General features: G+C 38.1%; 23 protein-coding genes and 1 pseudogene. 22 read left to right on the top strand and 2 right to left on the bottom strand.

Features of this window, described 5'->3' with window-relative positions; genetic code table 11:
* The first annotated feature begins 166 nt into the window (after positions 1–166).
* The 17 genes and pseudogenes from J2X75_RS00060 (at position 167) to J2X75_RS00140 (ending at position 14,723) form a co-directional block, all read left to right on the top strand.
* Complete coding sequence (locus J2X75_RS00060) at positions 167–868, top strand: hypothetical protein (protein WP_310333526.1); 702 nt, start codon at positions 167–169, stop codon at positions 866–868.
* Positions 869–1,071: 203 nt separating this feature from the next.
* On the top strand, positions 1,072–1,641 hold the full coding sequence (locus tag J2X75_RS00065; RefSeq protein ID WP_145320183.1) for a hypothetical protein: 570 nt from the start codon (positions 1,072–1,074) through the stop codon (positions 1,639–1,641).
* A gap of 175 nt (positions 1,642–1,816) precedes the next feature.
* Complete coding sequence (locus J2X75_RS00070; protein ID WP_091017157.1) at positions 1,817–2,248, top strand: NUDIX domain-containing protein; 432 nt, start codon at positions 1,817–1,819, stop codon at positions 2,246–2,248.
* A gap of 246 nt (positions 2,249–2,494) precedes the next feature.
* The gene (locus J2X75_RS00075) at positions 2,495–3,307 is read left to right on the top strand and encodes a DUF6602 domain-containing protein (protein ID WP_310333530.1); all 813 of its coding nucleotides are present in this window, start codon (positions 2,495–2,497) and stop codon (positions 3,305–3,307) included.
* A 159-nt stretch (positions 3,308–3,466) separates the two neighbouring features.
* The gene (locus J2X75_RS00080; RefSeq protein WP_310333532.1) at positions 3,467–4,471 is read left to right on the top strand and encodes a hypothetical protein; all 1,005 of its coding nucleotides are present in this window, start codon (positions 3,467–3,469) and stop codon (positions 4,469–4,471) included.
* 260 nt (positions 4,472–4,731) lie between these two features.
* Positions 4,732–5,220, top strand: a complete 489-nt coding sequence (locus J2X75_RS00085) for a hypothetical protein (protein ID WP_310333533.1) — start codon at positions 4,732–4,734, stop codon at positions 5,218–5,220.
* A 197-nt stretch (positions 5,221–5,417) separates the two neighbouring features.
* Complete coding sequence (locus tag J2X75_RS00090) at positions 5,418–6,167, top strand: metallophosphoesterase family protein (protein ID WP_310333534.1); 750 nt, start codon at positions 5,418–5,420, stop codon at positions 6,165–6,167.
* Positions 6,168–6,320: 153 nt separating this feature from the next.
* A complete protein-coding gene (locus tag J2X75_RS00095) occupies positions 6,321–6,719 on the top strand; it encodes a hypothetical protein (RefSeq protein ID WP_310333535.1) in 399 nt (132 codons plus the stop codon).
* Positions 6,720–6,954: 235 nt separating this feature from the next.
* A pseudogene (locus J2X75_RS00100) lies at positions 6,955–7,196 on the top strand (hypothetical protein).
* Entirely contained in the window at positions 7,197–7,574 is a 378-nt protein-coding gene (locus tag J2X75_RS00105; protein WP_310333536.1) for a retropepsin-like aspartic protease, read from the top strand.
* Between the two features lie 259 nt (positions 7,575–7,833).
* Complete coding sequence (locus tag J2X75_RS00110) at positions 7,834–8,958, top strand: GntR family transcriptional regulator (protein ID WP_310333537.1); 1,125 nt, start codon at positions 7,834–7,836, stop codon at positions 8,956–8,958.
* Between the two features lie 371 nt (positions 8,959–9,329).
* Positions 9,330–10,631, top strand: a complete 1,302-nt coding sequence (locus J2X75_RS00115) for an ABC transporter substrate-binding protein (RefSeq protein WP_307538723.1) — start codon at positions 9,330–9,332, stop codon at positions 10,629–10,631.
* A 70-nt stretch (positions 10,632–10,701) separates the two neighbouring features.
* Positions 10,702–11,637, top strand: a complete 936-nt coding sequence (locus tag J2X75_RS00120; RefSeq protein WP_310333539.1) for a carbohydrate ABC transporter permease — start codon at positions 10,702–10,704, stop codon at positions 11,635–11,637.
* A gap of 14 nt (positions 11,638–11,651) precedes the next feature.
* Positions 11,652–12,488 (top strand): carbohydrate ABC transporter permease, encoded by an 837-nt coding sequence (locus J2X75_RS00125; RefSeq protein ID WP_091015157.1) that lies wholly within the window; start codon positions 11,652–11,654, stop codon positions 12,486–12,488.
* 862 nt (positions 12,489–13,350) lie between these two features.
* Positions 13,351–13,512, top strand: a complete 162-nt coding sequence (locus J2X75_RS00130; RefSeq protein ID WP_261313685.1) for a DUF3024 domain-containing protein — start codon at positions 13,351–13,353, stop codon at positions 13,510–13,512.
* A gap of 48 nt (positions 13,513–13,560) precedes the next feature.
* Complete coding sequence (locus tag J2X75_RS00135) at positions 13,561–14,205, top strand: DUF3885 domain-containing protein (protein WP_310333541.1); 645 nt, start codon at positions 13,561–13,563, stop codon at positions 14,203–14,205.
* Positions 14,206–14,243: 38 nt separating this feature from the next.
* Entirely contained in the window at positions 14,244–14,723 is a 480-nt protein-coding gene (locus tag J2X75_RS00140; RefSeq protein ID WP_310333542.1) for a hypothetical protein, read from the top strand.
* Positions 14,724–14,776: 53 nt separating this feature from the next.
* Here J2X75_RS00140 and J2X75_RS00145 read toward each other — a convergent pair whose 3' ends face one another.
* The gene (locus J2X75_RS00145) at positions 14,777–15,382 is read right to left on the bottom strand and encodes a hypothetical protein (RefSeq protein WP_310333543.1); all 606 of its coding nucleotides are present in this window, start codon (positions 15,380–15,382) and stop codon (positions 14,777–14,779) included.
* A gap of 141 nt (positions 15,383–15,523) precedes the next feature.
* Between J2X75_RS00145 and J2X75_RS00150 the strand changes: the two genes are divergently transcribed.
* From J2X75_RS00150 to J2X75_RS00165, 4 genes are all read left to right on the top strand, one after another.
* The gene (locus J2X75_RS00150) at positions 15,524–16,249 is read left to right on the top strand and encodes a hypothetical protein (protein WP_223869002.1); all 726 of its coding nucleotides are present in this window, start codon (positions 15,524–15,526) and stop codon (positions 16,247–16,249) included.
* A 55-nt stretch (positions 16,250–16,304) separates the two neighbouring features.
* Positions 16,305–16,658, top strand: a complete 354-nt coding sequence (locus J2X75_RS00155; protein ID WP_310333545.1) for a hypothetical protein — start codon at positions 16,305–16,307, stop codon at positions 16,656–16,658.
* Positions 16,655–16,966 (top strand): HEAT repeat domain-containing protein, encoded by a 312-nt coding sequence (locus tag J2X75_RS00160; RefSeq protein ID WP_310333546.1) that lies wholly within the window; start codon positions 16,655–16,657, stop codon positions 16,964–16,966. Before J2X75_RS00155 ends, J2X75_RS00160 begins: the two co-directional genes overlap by 4 nt.
* A gap of 82 nt (positions 16,967–17,048) precedes the next feature.
* Positions 17,049–17,633 carry a chloramphenicol phosphotransferase CPT family protein gene (locus tag J2X75_RS00165; RefSeq protein WP_310333548.1) on the top strand — a complete coding sequence of 195 codons (585 nt, stop codon included), beginning with the start codon at positions 17,049–17,051 and terminating at the stop codon, positions 17,631–17,633.
* Positions 17,634–17,675: 42 nt separating this feature from the next.
* Here the strand turns inward: J2X75_RS00165 and J2X75_RS00170 are convergent, their stop codons facing one another.
* Positions 17,676–18,041: a hypothetical protein gene (locus tag J2X75_RS00170; protein ID WP_310333549.1), complete on the bottom strand. Its 366-nt coding sequence runs from the start codon at positions 18,039–18,041 to the stop codon at positions 17,676–17,678.
* A 168-nt stretch (positions 18,042–18,209) separates the two neighbouring features.
* On the opposite strand from J2X75_RS00170, the gene J2X75_RS00175 reads away from it, so the two are divergent.
* The gene (locus tag J2X75_RS00175) at positions 18,210–18,503 is read left to right on the top strand and encodes a hypothetical protein (RefSeq protein WP_310333551.1); all 294 of its coding nucleotides are present in this window, start codon (positions 18,210–18,212) and stop codon (positions 18,501–18,503) included.
* Positions 18,504–18,606 lie beyond the last annotated feature (103 nt).

The raw sequence follows: 18,606 nt of genomic DNA on the forward strand, positions 1-18,606 counted from the left end.
CTATAAATCTACCTTTTTAACCAAATTCTTCTTCGCAAATACCACAGCATCGGTTATCATATACGTAGTTCACATATCAGAGAGGATCTGTGGTATTTACGAAGTACATAAATAAGATGTTAACTGAAATCCTATAAATGAAATAATGGCATGGAGTGGTATTTTAATGGATGATAAAAATAAAGAGATTATTACAAGTATAGTTAAAGCAAGTATATCTACGTTTCCATATATCGGCGGGGCTTTGAATGAAGTATTGTTTGATTATAGAAGTAGAATTGAACAGAAACGTATAAACAATTTTGTGGAACAATTTCTAAACTATTTGAGTACGTTAGAGATTGAGATTGATGAAAATATTATTAATTCTGAAGAGTTTAATGATATATTTTTTGCAGTAATCAAGCGTGTAATAGATACCAAGAGTGAGTATAAACTTAAGATATTCCGCAATATATTAGTTTCAGGAATGACCACAGAATATCAGTCTGATTTTAAAGAGACATTTTTAGACCTTGTAACTAGGCTAGATTATATAGAACTAGAAATATTGTCTTTATACGAAAATACGGGAAGAGAAGGAAGTATGGATATCGAAGAAGGTTCTGACGGTGCGGTAAGTACATTAAAGAGTGCATCATATAAAGATAAAATTTTAGAAATAATCAAGAGAGAAGCAGGGCACCTAACTACTATTGAAGTTCACGGTAGATATGAATTTTATATTTGTGATTTAATATCCAAATCACTACTTGTGGATACTAAAATAGTTGGTAATACGTATAGAGATGCTAGTCGAGAAGGGTTTAGTGTGCTTTATATAACTGATTTTGGGAAAGAGTTTATGAAGTTTATTCGATATAGTTAGAAAAGCGAGAAGGTGAGAATTGAAGTACCTCAAAAAGAACAGGACTTCAGTTAACATAATATTCAAGCAGCGGCTCCTTTGGAGCCTTGGCCTGCTGGATGGATTTCGAAGAAGTATTTCAGCAGACACATCCGACTTTGTCGGACGTCATGAATACAGAAACGTTAGCTGAAATAACCGAAACATTAAAAAGGTGAGATAAAATGAAGTTCACTTATACTTTAAATAATATTGGTTGGGCAGATGTTTATCTACAAATTGGAGATTCAGAAATATATATTTTTCCAAGCTATCTCTCAGAACCATTAGTTGACTTAGTAAGGTCAGTTGAATTATTACTACCTGAATGTACCCCTCAAGATGAAATTAAAAATATAGTTTACTTTGATTGGGATTCGGAGCCCGCTATTCATAACTGGAAAATTGAAATGAAATCACAAGAAAAGATACAAATTAATATTATGGTATATGATGGTGGGATAAAGACACTGCCAGGGAAATTAGAGTTCAGTGAGGAATGTAATCTAAATGAATTCATATCAGAAGTTGTACAATTTATGGAGGCATTACTGAGGGATCATGGGATATTGGGATATAGAAAACAATGGTATGCCCAAGACTTCCCGATTAGTAGTTATCTTCAATTGAAGTATTATCTTTTGAATAAAAGAAGCTTTCCAATACAGATTAGAAATCCAAATAATGAATGGATTGAAAAAATAGAAACAAGTCTAAAAGATGAACTAGATATTTTAAAGGAATTCATAATATAAGTAATTCAAGGAGTCAGTTACATCAGCTAACATAATATTCAAGCAGCATCTCCTTCGGAGCCTTGGTCTGCGGGAAGGATTTCGGAGGGGAATTTCAGCAGACAACCCCTTCGGGGTTCGTGAATACAGGAACGTTAGGCGAAACCCTTGCAAATACTTGTAAAAAGGAGTGCCAATGATGAAAGGTCAAGATGCTTCAGGAATCATTATAATAGATGGTCAAGAAAGAGTTTTATTAGTTCATCATACGTATGGAAAGAAGCAATGGTCTTTACCCGGCGGGATGGTCGAAGATGGTGAATCAGCATGGGATGCAGCAGAGAGAGAACTTAAGGAAGAGATAAATATAACAGCAAAAGACATTGAGGTCTCAGGAATGTATTTTCAACCCCACAAGAATAGATACATTTATACATTCCGATCACATGCTTACGAAGGTGAGTTGGAAGTAGATAATCAAGAGATTGATTCTTATGGTTTTTTTGGAATGGATGAATTACCAAGGCCAATTTCAAGTTTTACAGTCGAGAGACTTAAAGACGCTGTTAGTAATACAAAGACTGTATTTAGAGAAGAACAAGTAGCGAAGTATGAAATATTAGAATAGAACCCATGTAGTAATACAGGATGGCAAGGGCATCGCCTAACACAATATTCACGCTTCGGGACATTCGTCCCTCGGTCCGGCAGAAGAAATTCGATGTAGCTCTAAGTAGCCGGACACATCCATTCCCCTAAGATAAGAGCTATCTAAGGGGAATGGACGTCGTGAACACAACACGTTAGGCGAAATTCTTAAAATCAAATATGTTTAAATCATCAAAACACAAACTTGGAGGTGCAAGTAAGAAAAATGCCTAATTACTTAGAATATCAAAAGTCAATTGCCAAGGAATTTAAAGCGCACGAGTTACGTGTTCGGCACCTTATCGACGATGCTAATTGGGCAGAAGAAGGACGATATAAAGAAATCATATTAATGAATTATTTAAAAAGGATTCTTCCCAAAAACCTCTCCGTAGGAACTGGATTCGTAAGGAACAAAAATCGCATAACCAAGCAGATAGATCTCATAATTTATGAGAATAATATACCACCTATTTTTTCAGAGGGAGATTTTATTGTTACAACTCCAGAAAATGTGATAGGTATCATCGAGGTTAAGAGTTCAATAGAACCTTCCAAATTATTAGAAATAGTTGATAAAGCTAACGAGAACGGTCTTATTATTTCTAATGGACGTGACATTTCAATATTTAATGGGGTTTTTGCATATAGCGAAGTTAAAAGAAAAGACCAAGCTTATCAAAGTTACATGAAAAAGTTTTTTGATAATAAAATTGTACAACGTGATCACTTTAATGAAATTTTACCGAAAAATTTAAAAGTTTGTGTTAATAATATTTGCTTAGGAGATAGAAGGTTTATTAAATTGTGGCCGTTTAAAGAAGAATATGATGAGTTCTTTGCAGAATATAGTTTTTATAAATTACCAAGTGGATTAGGTATATCTTATTTTTTATCTAATTTACAAGAGTTTATTTTACGTAGACAACTCGGGAATTATAGTGATCCTTTAGAATCGCATTATAAAGATGTTTATTATCCTCTCCCAGAAGGCAAAGAAGTTCATAAGATGTATTTTGAAAAGTTTAAAGTATTATAAAAATAACTACGAAAATCGCCTAACAATATATTCACGCTGTGGGCATACGCCCTTGATCCGGCATTCGCCGGACACTCGACATGTGTCGAGTCGTGAATACGGGAACGTTATCCGAAACCCCTTGGAAATACAAATAAATTATTACGAGGTGTATTTTAGATGTCAATTTCTTTAAGTTCGGAAATAATTCAAACAGTAAGGGAATTTCTAGATATCGATTATGAGATTACTCCAAGTGATTTATATGAAAAATTATATCAATACAGATCTAAAACTCATCCTGATTTATTTATTGACAAAGATGAAAAATCAGATGCTGAGAATAGGTTTAAGGATTGTTATAAATACTTAGATGAACTATCAGATTATATAAACAAAGATAGGATGATTAACCCAAAGGAACTAACTGTATATGACAAAGAATTTGAAATGCTTCAGAGACGGCAAGAAATGATAAAAAATGAAAAAGAATTGGAAAGATATAAGAATGAGATTCTGTTTCTTCAATCATCAAGCAGTAATTTATCAAATAAAGTAAAATCACTGGAAAGCGAAATGAAAACTTTACGAACAAGTAAAATTTCGGAGAAATCTGATGAATTAATATCAACATATAGACCAACCTCAAAAAACTTTAAAGTATTAGGAATAACTATTATACTTTCGACGTTAATTGCAGTGTTGACACAAATTGAGCAAATTACGGGCAAAATTTTCAAATATTCTCCTTTAGACAAATCAATTTTAAATATTATTGTTTTTACTGTCTTTGTTTTCGTGATTGTATTCTATTTAAAGAAGTTCATAGAACATAAAAGAGTTGAGGGATTTATAAAGGTTATACAATCTCAAAGAAGTATAAATGGATTCTATGAATATTTAATGGAAACTGCGAAAGAAAAGGAGTTTAGTGATTATGATGTTTACCAGTATATTGAATTAAGACTCGAACCACAGAAGTTCATTTCGAAGCATATTCTTTCTAATATGAGTAAAGTAAATAAAGAAGAAACTTATGAAGTGTTAAAGGAGATTTTTATCTATAATCTCTTGATAAAAAGTTTAGTAGTGCATGTTGGGGCTGAAAATCTAAATCAAAAGTTTAAAATGAAAAAATCTAACTCATATAGTTTTGATGACATTAATTTAGACTTTGAATTCTAAAAAACTTGCAAATAAAAGTAGGGAAAAATAGAGGTAGTATATCCTAGAAGAAGGGGCATCGGATAACAATGCTTCTACGCTGCGGAGCTGATGCTCCTTGGTCTGCAAGATGAATTTCGAGGAAGCATATTCAGCAGACAACCCTCACAGCCTAACCGCATCGCGGCCAGTCGCTACGCTCCTTTAAGGCAGTGAGGGCTCGTAGATACCAGAACGTTATCGGAAATCGGAAAAACAAAAAAAATGATATAGGAGAACTGATGAAGAAATATTACATTTCAATATCTATTCTACTTGTAATGATTATTGTTGCAATTAGTATTCTGTATTATCAAGATGAAAAAATGAATGAAGTTAAATCCGATATGGGATCTAGAATGATAGCTAGTAATATCATTCAACTCGAAGGTGCAATTATGTTTCAAATTCAAAATAATTGGGATGAGCCTAATAATGTAAATGAGAAAGTAGAGGATGTAATTGAAGGATTATACATGACTAGAAGTGTAGCAGATCGGTTCAATAAATTATCAAGTGAAGATGATGAAATACTAATGAGACTAATTCGATATTTCGAGAAATTCCCCTCTTACTCAGGCTTTCCCAATTATTCAATTGATGAAAAAGAAATAAAAGCTTATGTAAAATTACGTGAGGATCTCAGAGACGTTGGTTGGGGAATGAATATAAGCTATTCGAGTAGTTGGCATGAATTAATAGAAAAAGCAAATAAATTAATGAGTATGTAATTCAAAGTAGTGCCGACATCCGATAACACCATTTCACGCATCGGGCATTCGCCCTCGGTCCGGCAGGAGATATTGGCAGGGGTGTTGAGTCAGCCGGACACATCCGACTTAGTCGGACGTCGCGAATATAAGAAACGTTATGAGAAATTATTGCAAGCAAAATCAAGATAAATAATAATTATTGAAGGAGAAGACAGATGAAGATTGCAATTATAACTGATATTCATGGTAATTACCCGGCATTGAGTGCGGTATTCTCTGATATTGATTTCCGTGGAGATATCGAATATACATATTGTTTGGGTGATATGATTGGCATTGGTCCTAACTCAAACGAAGTGCTTGAAGAGATAATGAATCGAAAGGATGTAACAGCGGTTTCAGGCAATCATGAAGAAGCGGTTTTAAAACTACTGCAAGGGAAGGATACCTTGCCGGGTCATGAAATGATTGCTGAACATCATAAGTGGGTAGGTAGGAATCTCAAAAAAGAAAATATCAAGTTTATAGAAAATCTCCCTCAAACATTAGATGTTGAAGTAGGAGGGCAAAAAATATTAATAACCCATTATCATATGAATAAAGAAGAAAGAGAAATAATAGATGAGAACCCTTCAGGATTAGCATTAGACGCAAAGTATAAAGGATCACCATACAATCTCGTTTGTTTTGGTCATCATCATCCAATCCATTACTTCAAGACAGATCAAAGAGTTTATTTGAATCCTGGAGCTTTAGGTTGTAATGATCATGCGATTGCAAGATACGCGATAGTAGAACTGCAAAAAAGAACAATGAGTATACAACTGATAGGAACCACATATGACAATAAAGCATTTTTGGAGTCCTTTGAGCAGTTAAACGTTCCAGACAGAGAGTTTATGATAAAAGCTTTTCATGGGAACCAACTTGAGAGAGATTTCAAAGATGGCAATAACATCTCATAACATAATATTCAAGCTGCGGCTCCTCTGGAGCCTGGGTCTGCGGGAAGGAATTTCGAAGAGGGATTTCAGCAGACAACTCCTTCGGAGTTCATGAATACAGGAACGTTAGTTGAAAGATAAGTAAAATCCATTCTTAAGAGAGAGGTTATTTATATGGGAGTGGCTTATACATTAAATTGCAAACATTGCTCTTACAATCAAAATGTTTCTTTAGGAATTGGTTTTAACTACATAGATTTGAAAAGTATTTTGGAATGGTATGAACAAGAAGAAGGGCGGCAACAAATCATAAAATATATGAATGAAGAAGATACAAGTTTTGAATGTTATAACGGGCTTTATGTTTGTCAACAATGTGGATACTTATTAAATCGTACATTCCTGCATATAACATCAAAAGATTATTCTTATACAAATAACTTTGAGTGTCCATGTTGTCACATGCAAATGCCTAAAAAGCCTTTGCTAGATGAAATAGAAGAGAATTTTCTAAAGTGTCCTGACTGTAAGGACGAAGAATTAGAAATACAAGCATATTTGGACTGGGATTAAATACTTTTGTGTCAATCATAAAAGAGCCTATTGAACATTTGGAGAGCAACTCAACGAAGACTTATCCATCATCTAGCATCATATTCACGTTGCGGGCATACGCCCTGGGTCCTGCATTCGCCGGATACCCAACATACGTTGGGTCGTGAATACAGTGAATGTTAGGTGAAATTCCAGTGAGAGTTATAGGCTATGAGATGGTATAATATAAGCATCAAACAGAGGAGGGACAATGATGAAATGGCAAGAAGTTCAACAAATTTTTCCGAATCAATTCGTCAAATTCGAAGTTCTTCATTCTGAAGAAACCGACAATCAAGAGATCATTGATGATGTGGCTGTATTGGCCCGATCAGTGATGAAGAAGCGACTCGTGAATTATTGAACAGTAGAGACAAGACTTTGGTTTATCATACTTCCAAAAATCAAATCGTTGTGAAAGTACGGAAAAATATAGGATTAAGGAGAAATCTTTAAATGAATATTGAATATAGAGACGGACTGTTATTTACGGAAATAACAGTCCATTTTAATAAGCAAAAGAAAGTGATATCGAACATTGTGATCGATACAGGAGCCAGTCACAGCTTGATTCCACAGGATGAAGTAGATGAGATTGGGATACAAGTGAGTAGGGACGATGAGATCATAACCAGCTACGGGATTGGAGGTAAAGAGCATTCCTTCAGTAAGCGAATCGAGGAAATACAGGTAGGGGATTTTATTTTAAAGGATGTATACATAGATTTTACTTCATTTAAATATCACAACATTAACGGACTTTTGGGACTCGATATACTGACGGAAGGAGAATTTGCTATTGATCTAAAGGAATTTAAATTACTTCGTTCATAAGAGATAAAAGACGTATTGAATCTATAAGAACGTTTACACTAGAAAGGAAGCCTGTACAATCATCAAGCCTCTAGGAGGCATTCGACCTTCTTCAAGGAAATTCACCACCATCATATCCACAAGATAAACGGGAATGAGCTGTAGACTAAGGGCCTTTTATTCCGTGCTACAGAAGTTCGTCGGTATTCTCAGTAACTTTGCGAATTACTTCTTGTGTAATATACTTAGTATATTAATATTATGATGTCAGGGTGGTTTTGTGGAATTGCATTTATACGAGCAGATATATAGCTATATTGTACAAGAGATTAAAGAAGGTCGTTTAAAAGAAGGTGACCGGGTCTCTTCTGAAAAAGAGTTGGCTGAAAAATTTGGCGTCAGTCGTATTACATCTAAAAAGGCTTTGGAGAAATTGGCAGATTCTGGGGTTATTAAACGAATACAAGGAAAAGGTTCATATGTAGCCGATGGTATCATTGGAGGACAAGAACCGAAGCATTATTCAGAAGTAAGAACAACTTTGGTTCCTGAGGACGATAAGCGGGTGATCGGGTTTATTATACCGAATTTTTCTGACGAGTTTGGCCTGGAACTTCTTAGATCGATGGAAAAGCGGAGTGCTGAGCATAATTATCAACTCATTATCAAGCGAACTTGCGGGGATCGGGATGAGGAAAAACGTGCGATCGACTTATTTATTGGTTTAGGCATCAAAGGATTAATCGTGACCCCCATTCATGGTCAACACTATAATTCTGAACTGCTTCGACTTGTATTAGATCGGTTTCCAATTGTTTTGGCCGATAGATATCTAAAAGGAATTCCGGTTTGTTCGGTATATACAGACAATAAGAAAGCAGCCATGGATCTTACGCGTCATCTGATTAGCAAAGGTCATAAAAAAATTGCCTTTTTATCTCCGCCGGAAGAGAACACTTCAACATTGGAGGAAAGGCTGCTCGGATATACGTTTGCCTTCACCCAGGAAGGAATGAATTTGAACAAAAACTATGTATTGACGAACTTGAAGGGCACCCTTCCCAAGAACATAAATGGAACAGCGATTGAAAGTGATAAAGAAACAGTAAAGCACTTTTTGAAACAACACCCTGATGTAAAGGCGTTTGTCGCATCGGAATTTCTAATAGCTACCATGCTGGCTCAAGTCATCCACTCGATGGGGAAATCTCTGGAGGAATTCGAAATCGTTTGTTTCGACTCCCTGAACGATTACCTGGGTCAACCCATCTTCACTCATATTAAGCAGGATGAGAAGCAGATGGGTGAATTGGCAGTGGATATGTTAATCTCTCAATTGCATGGAACAGCAGTTCCCGAGCTGAACATTATTAAACATCGTATGGTCGTGAAAAATAACGGGTAGGGTTTATACAAGTGCAGCTAAACAAAAGCAAGGATATTGTTCAAAGTGTCGAGAAGTCCCGAGGGGCTTATCGGCACTTTTTTTGATATCAGACATATGAAACGCGATTTCTATATCTAAATTATAGCCATAGATCATGAATAGGGATGTCGTAATATTGCAATTGACATGTTTTATGATGTCATATTAATATACTTAGTATAACTAGTGGGTTCTTATAACAAATTCACGGTGTTCATCATTTTCTGATTTTAATAGTTCATATCACCAGAGTTGTTAGCGCTTACATAAGTTGTGGATGATCAGAAAATGAAGTGGATCCTATAGGAATTCAAGTTAAACGAATTCATTTAACTTAAGGGGGACTTTGAATGAGGAGATCCAAAAGATTCGCATTTCCAATTCTTGTTTGCTTTCTGGTTATGTTACTACTTGTAACGGCTTGTTCAACGAAGGGAGGCTCTAGCGATCAGGCCGGAGAGGGGATTACAACGGTTACGATGTGGCATGGTCTTACCTCAATTGATTTAGATAATATGAATAAAGTCGTGAAGGCATTTGAAGAGAAAAATCCTACCATCAAAATGAATTTGGTTTATACAGAATCCAACGAGGGATCCGATCAGAAGCTGCTGACTGCAGTCGCAGGCGGCAATCCTCCTGACGTTGCACTTTTCGACCGTTTTAAGGTCGGTACTTGGGCTGCGCAAGGTTCTCTGACTGACTTATCCTCGATGGCAGCAGAATCCGGAATTCGTAAGGAAATGTATTATCCATTTGCATGGGAGGAGTCCAGTTATCAAGGAAAGCTTTATGCAATGCCGATGGATACGGACTCTCGCCTGCTATTTTACAATAAGGATCATTTCAAAGAAGTAGGGTTGGATCCCAACAAACCACCGCAAACGATCGCCGAGCTTGAAGCGGCCGCCGATAAGTTAACCATCAAGGAAGGTAAACGTTTCAAACGGATCGGGTTCATCCCATGGTATTCGCAAGGCTGGCTGTATACTTGGGGATGGGCATTTGGAGGAGAATTCCAGGATGCTGCCACCGGCAAAATTACCGCAAATGATCCTAAAGTCGTTGAAGCATTACAATGGATGACCGACTTCGGCCAAAAATACAATGTCGAGGATATTGCCGGATTCACAAGCGCAGCTGGCTCGGAGGAAATGGATCCGTTCATTTCTGGTCAAGTCAGCATGAAGATAAGTGGAAACTTCACGGTGAAGGGTATCGAAAAATTTAAGCCGGATTTAAACTACGGTGTTGCACCCATACCGACCCCAACAGGTACTAATTTTACGACATGGTCGGGAGGCGGGTCCGCTATTATCCCTAAAGGCGCCAAGAACGTCGCTGCTGCTTGGGAATTCCTCGAATTCTTAGGGAAAGAAGAGGGGCAAACGTTATTAAACGCTGACTCTCAAATTTCCGTTATCGATTCGGTTAACGACAAATACGGTTACAAGGACGATCCGATTATGAAGGAATTTATTAATATTTTGCCCAATTCACATAACCGCCCAGTTATTCCTGAAGGACAACTGCTGTGGAATGAGTTAGCTTCCGCTACGGAAAAGGCTACCCGCGGTAACGGTACTCCGAAAGAAAACCTGGATAGAGTAACAGAGACTGTTAATAAGGCTTTAGAAAAATACGACAAATAGGGTGCTCGGTAGGCAGGGAGCGAACTCTCTCCTTGCCTATTCATGAATGACAATTGGAAGGAGAATGTACATGGCGAAACTGGCCGATCCAGTTCAAGTAAAAGCAATTCCATCGGCAAGGAAACGAGCACTCCACAGAACTAACGTGATTGGGTGGCTGTTTGCTTCACCTTGGGCTATAGGGCTGCTATGCTTTTATGCAATTCCCATGCTAATGTCCATCTACTTCAGCTTCACTACTTACAGCATTCTGCAGCCTGGTGAATTTGTCGGAATGAATAATTATAGAGATCTGTTCCATGATCCTCTGTTTTGGAAATCCATATACAACACGCTTTATTTTACCGTATTTTTTGTTCCCTTAAGTATATTTTTCGGTGTGGCACTCGCTATGATGTTGAATATGAAGGTCAAGGGTATGGCTGTATTCAGAACGATCTTTTTCTTGCCTACTCTCGTGCCACAAGTAGCTCTGGCTGTTCTGTGGATGTGGCTGTTACATCCAAACTTCGGATTGGTGAACGGGATGTTAGCGAATATCGGTATCGATGGGCCCGCTTGGCTTGGTGGTGAGTCGTGGTCCAAGCCCTCTCTCATTCTGATGTCGCTTTGGGGTATTGGGCAAGCTGTCGTTATCTACCTTGCAGGATTAGGAGACATCCCTGAGGAGTACTATGAAGCGGCGCAAATCGATGGAGCTAACTGGTTTCAGAAAACGAGAAAGGTAACCCTGCCTTTGCTCACTCCCGTTATTTTCTACAACCTTGTCATGGGAATGATTGGTGCATTCCAACAGTTTACTCTTCCCTATACATTGACCAAAGGGCAAGGAACTCCTGCAAATTCCATGACTTTTTACGTCATGTATTTATATGAGAACGGCTTTAGGTATTTCAAAATGGGTTATGCCTCCGCAATGGCCTGGATCTTATTTATTATCGTTATGGCATTAACCGGAATTATTTTTATTACGTCTAAACGCTGGGTTCATTATCAAGGGAAATAAGGAGGAAGTAAGGGATGAATCCTACCGCTATCAAAAGAATCAATCGTGCATTAGCCTATGTATGTCTAATTGTTGCTTCTGCATTTTTCATGATTCCGTTCATTTGGCTGCTTTCGACTTCTCTTAAACCACTCACACAAATCTTTACATTCCCACCAGAGTGGATTCCGCGTCCAATTCTGTGGAGTAATTATTCTCGTGCTGTTGAGTACATCCCTTTCTGGACATATCTGAAAAACACGGCGATTATAACAATCGTTAGTACGCTTGGTGTAATCATATCCTGTCCCTTGGTTGCATATAGTTTTGCCAAGTTAGAGTACCGTGGGAGAGGTTTACTTTTCTTTGTTACCCTTGCTGTTATGATGATCCCCGGACAGGTGACCATGATTCCTCTATTCCTGTTGTTTACTAAATTAGGTTGGGTAGGAACACCTCTTCCACTGATTGTACCCCAATTTTTTGGAGTGCCCATTTACATTTTTCTGTTGCGGCAGTTTTTCATGGGACTGCCTGATGCCCTGCGCGAAGCGGCCCGCTTGGACGGCGCTAGTGAGTTCCGCATATATTTACAGATCATGTTTCCACTAGCCAAATCCGCCGTTTTAGCCGTGGCATTGTTTCAATTTATGGGGAGCTGGACTGATTTCATGGGCCCCTTGCTTTATTTAACCAATGAACCATCTTACACGGTTTCGCTCGGATTGCAGCAATTTCAGAGTCAAAAGGGATCCGAATGGGGCCTTTTAATGGCGGTATCCACCTTGATGACATTACCTATTATTGTTTTGTTCTTTTTTCTTCAAAAGACGTTTATTAGCGGCATTACATTTAGCGGTATAAAAGGTTGAACAATCATTTGTATCAGCTCCAGCGATACTGAATTTGATTAAACGCAAGGGTGGAAAAAAGTTAATATGCAAATAGGCAGAGATGTGTAAAACAGAAGCTGCCTTTTTGCGTATCAATGCATTTTGCATAATAATGAGGCTCGCGGGCAGATGGAACGATAGTTTGTGGATTTGATACAAATGTAAACTTAATTACGAAAAATAGGATTTTAATAATGTGACTCCAACTCAAGGAAAATTCCAATCTGACACTTGTGCATTACTAAGTATTATTTAATGAAGCCTGTGATTCCGTTGTATAACATAATATTCAATCAGCGACCTTGGGGGATGCACCTATGGGACGCAGTAGCGTAACACAAGCTGCATGACCGATTGGCTTATGCAGCAGGAGGAAGCGCCACGACGATGAAGTCGCGGCGCTTTTTTGCGGGCATCACGGCGTAGCTATCGTGATGCACCAAGTGTTGCCATCATGCAAGTGTGCTCGTGATGGCAGCATGAGCACACTTGCATGATGGCAACCCCATGAAGTACTGCCCCATTGGGAGCAGCACCTCATCCTGACGCGGCTTGCCATTGCATAAGCCGCGCTCCGTTTCACCTTTTACAACACTAAAAGCATCATTTAAATCGGAGAAAACAACATGATATAATCAAAGCAAAACGGATCAAGGCAGGAGAGTTAGAGAGCATGGATGATTTTACGAAGAAAGGCATTCAAAAGATTATGGACCATTACACCGAGAAGGCTGTACCCGAGCATGTGTAAAGTCAGATAAAGATTAGTTATAAAATCAGAGGACAACATGTGACGTTGATTGAAGAAAGACAAACCTTTCAAAGTGATCAATGGGTATAGATGCCGGTAGCACAGTTCAGATTGGATGAGAAGGCATGGAAAGTGTATTGGCAAGACAGTAAAGGCAAATGGCATTTCATCGATGATATCGAACCGAACGGAGATTTTGAAACACAACTCAGGATCGTTGACGAAGGTCATAACGGAAAGTTATGGGGTTAATTTTTCATATGTCAAATCGGCAACTATTGAAGAGACGGAGGCCACAGAATGGATCTGAAGACGTACCTGGCAGAGCATTTTCCAAACCTGACCTTAGAACCGCCTCATTTTTATAATTGGGATGTTGCAATACGATTCGAGCTTGGCAATCCTCTGATGTTTGGAATGGATACAGAGCATTACATGGAACAAGTTTATCATCGATCAATTGAATTATTTAAGGCTCTTCATGATCAAGAAGATGAAGTCCTATTAATAACTCAAGCTTATTTTGCAGATAAGCCTAAACACAAAGTGAAGAAATTGAACCTGTACAGGAAATATATCAAGAAGAAAGGGCCGATTAGAGCCTTGAGCCTTGAGATAATTCCAGGTTTGGATTGTGAATCGGATGACATCCTAGACCCAAGGAACAACATGTATAGGTACTGGACTAAATGTAGAGTTGAGGACTTGAAATATAATCAGTTAATCAAAGCTATATGTAATCATGATGTTGGAATTAAGCCAAAGATTTATCATAGGGTGTATTTCATTAATATAAGTAAGAAAACGATATTTCATATCTATGATGATAGAGGTTGCGATGTTATTTCAGCATCAAGGGAAGCGCTAGTGGATATCTATTCAGAATATAACGATTGGATTCTAGATTATGATCGAGACAGAATTAACAATGTATTTCTAGGATAATGCGGGAAAACCTGAAATTCAATCGATCATAATCCCGAATGGAATGGATGATTGATGATCCCAGACAATTTTCTGATGTTGATCGAGCAGGGGGGAATGTAGCTATATGGTACCTAAAAGTAGGCTATTTATTAAAGAAACCGGAGATGCCCGAAGCAAATATTGCAATTCAGACCCAAATGGTCAATGGTGGTGCGATCAGTTTACGAAATGCTGATTACACGGAAAATCAAATCAAGATTGGATATGAAGTGAAAGGATTCAGTTTGGAGGAATATAATATTGTTTATGAGCTTTATCATGACGGACATTTGATTTCAACTTCTGGCTCAACAGGTGGAGGTTTAATAGAACTGAATGAAAAGCATCATTACTTCATTGGTCATGAGAATATAACTGAAATGAATCTTCCTGAATCTATACATCTAAATGTGGAGATTAAAGTGATACCCAATGATTTTAGACAAAAATCGATAACTTCATCATTTGCCGTAAGTCTTGATAAAGAAGTGCAATAGATTGAAGGGAGCAGCTATGTCCGCAAAGGGATGATCGTTGCATCATGAAAACCTTAATCCGGATTATACTTCTCCATGACAGAGTTACGAAATGTTTCGTATTCTGATAACGCTTGTGCAGTGGAGGATTGAGGTACACTATATTGAGTTATCCCTTCAAGGCTGAATTTGCCCAAGTTATCATTGATTAATCCATAATCACCAAAGGTGTTTTTCATCAAGAAAAGCACACTTTTATCACCCTTCTGTAGTTCTACATAGTCATTAACTGTATATTTGACGTCTCCTTCGAGGCTAACGGGTTCAATGATTGTCAATTCGTTCTGATCCGAAGGGAAATCGTCGGGTTTCTTTAATATCTTTTCAATCTTGATGTTTGTATTGGTGTGAAAGGACTGCATGGTTCCATCATCAAATGCAGTAATAACATGCTCTCGATCTCTGAAATCTTCTGTTGCATAACCAATAACGATCAGTTCAACGAACGCATCCAGCTTATCTATTTCATGGAATGTTAGGGAGTTAGCTGAAAGGTTAACGACATTATGAATGGGGACATCCGGTTTCGATTGACCATTTACGTAAGCGATTGCACTAGCAGAGATAGCCAATATGAATAATATAGAGACTAGTACAACCTTCCTTTTGAAAAAAGACATGACCTCATCCTCTCTGTTAGATTTAGTATATTGAAAGTATTTTGCTTCATTTCTACTATACACATATTTGAAAATTATTGTGAATTGGTTGTACCAAACTAAAAGTGGTAAAGCGGTGGAACAAACGAGGAGATGGTACGAATGGATCAACAAGAATATGGCCGCTATTTATTATCGATGGGCGGAGAAGATATTGAGCGAGAAGATGATGAACAGGTTGAGGCAGACCATCTCTACGGATTTTTTCAATGGTTTATGCCATCGGGAGCAGGGATTGAACGTGTGTTTGAGCCGATTCCAGAGGGCCAGTGTTTTCTGGACAGAATACGTCTGATCTATGAGATGTTGAATCCAGAGGAATTCGCTGGCGAATATGTGCCGGGTTATTTCAATGGTGGAAATGAGGATGCTTCCGAGGAAACGCTCCGTGGTCTAGGGGAAGAACTAATTCAAAGATTGAAGAGTCTGTTCTCCATGGTGCCGGAGGATGATGAACTAGCAGACGTAGCTAAGAAAGCATACGGGGCTTTGGCGTGTGTAAAGGAAGTGGTTGCACTACCACCAGGGGAAATTAGCAAGTTAGAACAAGGACTGATTCAAGGCACGGATGAAGAGGATAGCGAGGTCGTTTACGAAGCACTTGGTGACCTACTTCGCTCACGCAAAGATTACAATGAAGCTATCGAAATATTGAGCGAAGCCTACTATTCCATCGCTTGCGATTATTGGGTAGCCTATTACTTGCAATGGCCCCGTTATCAAGGTTTGCAAGAGGCGGAAAACTGCTTATATCCATACTTTGAGCTATACTGCTATGGCTATAATCTTCATTGGACACAAACGAAGCTATACATTGGTAAACGTTAAAACGTTACGATTGTTTGTATGATTGATATGGTATGAATTGTGGAGGGGACAAAATATGTTTGCTGATCTATTTAACAGACGCGGTATTACTTTACCTGCTACAATCGTTGAGGAGTTAGAAGTTCATCTTCAGAAACAGAAGGATTACAAGTTTTTTCTCCGATTAATGCAGCGCGACGAGATCGTTGAATCATTGGATGATATGGCTGGAATAGAGGTGTACCACAATATGATTCCTTTATGGACAGATGATCATTCGAACTACATAGGCTTACATGTGGAAGGTGCATGCCAGTACAGGATAAGTTATATCAGCCATGAGGAGACGGATATAGCTCCAGCTTATAGAGTGCAGGCTCATTCATACGTGAATTGGAACGAAATCCTCATCAGGATTGGGATGAATTGAAGAAAGACTATCCCAGCGATATTGAACTTAGTAGAGATCAAATGAATGAAGACTTAAGTTGTATTCATGAATTGAACGATGTAATTGAGTCTGATCCACGATTAAATGAGGATGTTCGTTGTCAGTACATTTATTGCATTATGGCATTAACCCCGCAAAGCCATCTGGATTCTCTGATGAAATATATAGATGATGAAGATATGTATGTTCAAGAGAGAGCATGCCAGATTATGGGGTTCCATCGTTACACGCCGGCTAGAGAAAAATTAGTAGAGTCTCCAAAAAAGGAATGCATAATGGGAAACTAGCGGCCAAACGAGCATTAGCCAAAATGAGAGAACAACGAAAAGAAAATAAGATAAAATAAATCTAATGATAAGGGTGATCAATATGGAACGAGGACTCATTATATTTTTGAACGGTACGTCAAGTTCGGGGAAGACAAGCATTGCGATGGAAATGAAAAATCAGGGAGACATTCCGTTTCATCATCTATCTGTAGATCAATTTTTGCATAATTATGATCAATTTATCGACAATACATACCCAGATATGAATCCAACAAGAGAAGTGGAACACCATGTGATGACCGATATCCTGTTCGACCCCATCAATTCGTTGTACTGTGCAACCATTAAACTGTTTTCGGAGATGGGTCTGAATGTCATCGTGGATACGGTCATAAGCAATGACAAGTGGTTTAATGATTTTTATGAGTTACTATCGGATTATCCGATATTGTTTGTAGGCGTGCAGTGCTCAAAAGAAGAACTCACCAGAAGAGAGCAGAGCAGGGGAGATCGCGAGATTGGACTTGCCCATTCCCAGTTTGACTACATCTACTCCTATGATGAATATGATCTGGAAGTGAATACGGAAGAGCTTAGCTCAGCTGCATGTGCGGAAAAGATATTAAGCTATATGAAATCCGATCAGGAATACTCCGCATTTAAGAAATTAAGCAGAAGAGACTGAAGCTGATTGTGTCAGATCATATGATATCCATTCCAATGAAAGTTAGGGGTCCGGCCAAATCTTTTTCTTAGAGTTGCCAGGACCTAATAAGTAGATTTCATCAACATTCCCATAAGTATTAGAAAATGAAATTGTGAAGTCTTTACTACCACCGATAGGAAGTTTACTGCCTTTAATCTGAATGTAAAGTGAATTGTTATGATGTGAAAGGTAGTAGCCATGATATCTGCTAATACTGTCTGCAAATCCACCTTGTATAGTAATAAGCTCAGGAGAAACTTCAGTTCTCGTAACCATTGTCTCGTCAGGATCGATAACCTTGTTCAACATATAAAATCCAATGATAATAGGAACAACGACAATAATAACTGCGCTAACAATAATGCCATACTTCATGCTTGGTCGCATACTCGTTATTCACCTCCATAATTAGAGGATAGGAATCGATGTCTCAATACTCAATGGGCATCGATTCCTTGTGTTCGATAAGAACAGAATTCTACGTTTAGCAATAGGAGGCTCATTTGAATAATATACTAATTCATTTTTTTGTATAGAGATAGGGGGAGGTTACGGATGGAAACTAAAGCTATGAATCCAGAAGACCATATCCAACATATGTTGCAGGTGATCATCGGAAAAACACAATCCATCATTAAGGATAGCAATAAACAATCCTTCGGCTCACTGGAATATTTCCTGGGACATATTGTAGAGTATCGCGATGTAAAGCAATACCTGACAGATGAGTGGCATATCCGTACACCGCGTTGGTTAGGGGAGTATGGAAATACGCCGGAAGAAGAAGATCTTCTTTCAGACATTTACCGACTGCAAGCATACATCACCGAAACATTAAAGGGTGGATAAGCGCTCATGATGTCGCTTTAGTCCGGTTCAAATGTCGCAAAAGTACATGGTAACCCGATGCGGAGATCGTATATACTCTCTTTATGTTTCGATAATGAAAATC

Source organism: Paenibacillus sp. 2003, from assembly GCF_031455635.1.
Lineage (GTDB): Bacteria > Bacillota > Bacilli > Paenibacillales > Paenibacillaceae > Paenibacillus > Paenibacillus amylolyticus_B.

Coding starts and splice junctions, on each gene's coding strand:
- J2X75_RS00060 (WP_310333526.1), top strand. CDS start 167: ATGGATGATAAAAATAAAGAGATTATTACAAGTATAGTTAAAGCAAGT.
- J2X75_RS00065 (WP_145320183.1), top strand. CDS start 1,072: ATGAAGTTCACTTATACTTTAAATAATATTGGTTGGGCAGATGTTTAT.
- J2X75_RS00070 (WP_091017157.1), top strand. CDS start 1,817: ATGATGAAAGGTCAAGATGCTTCAGGAATCATTATAATAGATGGTCAA.
- J2X75_RS00075 (WP_310333530.1), top strand. CDS start 2,495: ATGCCTAATTACTTAGAATATCAAAAGTCAATTGCCAAGGAATTTAAA.
- J2X75_RS00080 (WP_310333532.1), top strand. CDS start 3,467: ATGTCAATTTCTTTAAGTTCGGAAATAATTCAAACAGTAAGGGAATTT.
- J2X75_RS00085 (WP_310333533.1), top strand. CDS start 4,732: ATGAAGAAATATTACATTTCAATATCTATTCTACTTGTAATGATTATT.
- J2X75_RS00090 (WP_310333534.1), top strand. CDS start 5,418: ATGAAGATTGCAATTATAACTGATATTCATGGTAATTACCCGGCATTG.
- J2X75_RS00095 (WP_310333535.1), top strand. CDS start 6,321: ATGGGAGTGGCTTATACATTAAATTGCAAACATTGCTCTTACAATCAA.
- J2X75_RS00105 (WP_310333536.1), top strand. CDS start 7,197: ATGAATATTGAATATAGAGACGGACTGTTATTTACGGAAATAACAGTC.
- J2X75_RS00115 (WP_307538723.1), top strand. CDS start 9,330: ATGAGGAGATCCAAAAGATTCGCATTTCCAATTCTTGTTTGCTTTCTG.
- J2X75_RS00120 (WP_310333539.1), top strand. CDS start 10,702: ATGGCGAAACTGGCCGATCCAGTTCAAGTAAAAGCAATTCCATCGGCA.
- J2X75_RS00125 (WP_091015157.1), top strand. CDS start 11,652: ATGAATCCTACCGCTATCAAAAGAATCAATCGTGCATTAGCCTATGTA.
- J2X75_RS00130 (WP_261313685.1), top strand. CDS start 13,351: ATGCCGGTAGCACAGTTCAGATTGGATGAGAAGGCATGGAAAGTGTAT.
- J2X75_RS00135 (WP_310333541.1), top strand. CDS start 13,561: ATGGATCTGAAGACGTACCTGGCAGAGCATTTTCCAAACCTGACCTTA.
- J2X75_RS00140 (WP_310333542.1), top strand. CDS start 14,244: ATGGAATGGATGATTGATGATCCCAGACAATTTTCTGATGTTGATCGA.
- J2X75_RS00145 (WP_310333543.1), bottom strand. CDS start 15,382: ATGTCTTTTTTCAAAAGGAAGGTTGTACTAGTCTCTATATTATTCATA.
- J2X75_RS00150 (WP_223869002.1), top strand. CDS start 15,524: ATGGATCAACAAGAATATGGCCGCTATTTATTATCGATGGGCGGAGAA.
- J2X75_RS00155 (WP_310333545.1), top strand. CDS start 16,305: ATGTTTGCTGATCTATTTAACAGACGCGGTATTACTTTACCTGCTACA.
- J2X75_RS00165 (WP_310333548.1), top strand. CDS start 17,049: ATGGAACGAGGACTCATTATATTTTTGAACGGTACGTCAAGTTCGGGG.
- J2X75_RS00170 (WP_310333549.1), bottom strand. CDS start 18,041: ATGCGACCAAGCATGAAGTATGGCATTATTGTTAGCGCAGTTATTATT.
- J2X75_RS00175 (WP_310333551.1), top strand. CDS start 18,210: ATGGAAACTAAAGCTATGAATCCAGAAGACCATATCCAACATATGTTG.